The sequence below is a fragment of the Priestia sp. SIMBA_032 genome, assembly GCF_046535215.1.
GTDB classification, from domain to species: domain Bacteria; phylum Bacillota; class Bacilli; order Bacillales; family Bacillaceae_H; genus Priestia; species Priestia aryabhattai.
Genome location: NZ_JAWRXD010000888.1, coordinates 1 through 263, shown reverse-complemented (window position 1 = coordinate 263; position 263 = coordinate 1). Strand labels below are relative to the sequence as shown.

Below are 263 nucleotides of genomic sequence, written 5' to 3'. Positions count from 1 at the left end.
CCCAGGATGGATCCCTTGAAATCAGCGGGGTTGCCCAGGGCCGCCGTCACGCGATCGAGGAAGACGGCGAGGAAGACGATGCCGAGGCCGGCTTCCACGCCCGAGGGAATGTCGATGGTCGAGATAGCGGAGATGACTTCCTTGCCGAGCCCGTTCGCACCGGCCATGCCGGCGACGACGGCCATCGATAGCGACAGCATGATGACCTGGTTGACGCCGGCCATGATGCTAGGCATCGCGAGCGGCAGCTGCACGCCGCGGAG

The 263-nt window shown here is 65.8% G+C and carries 1 protein-coding gene; it reads right to left on the bottom strand.

The annotated features are described in order from the left end of the window. Window positions 1-263, bottom strand: a 263-nt coding sequence (locus SB717_RS36875; RefSeq protein WP_410908044.1) for an ABC transporter permease subunit, incomplete at both ends; no start/stop codon positions are given.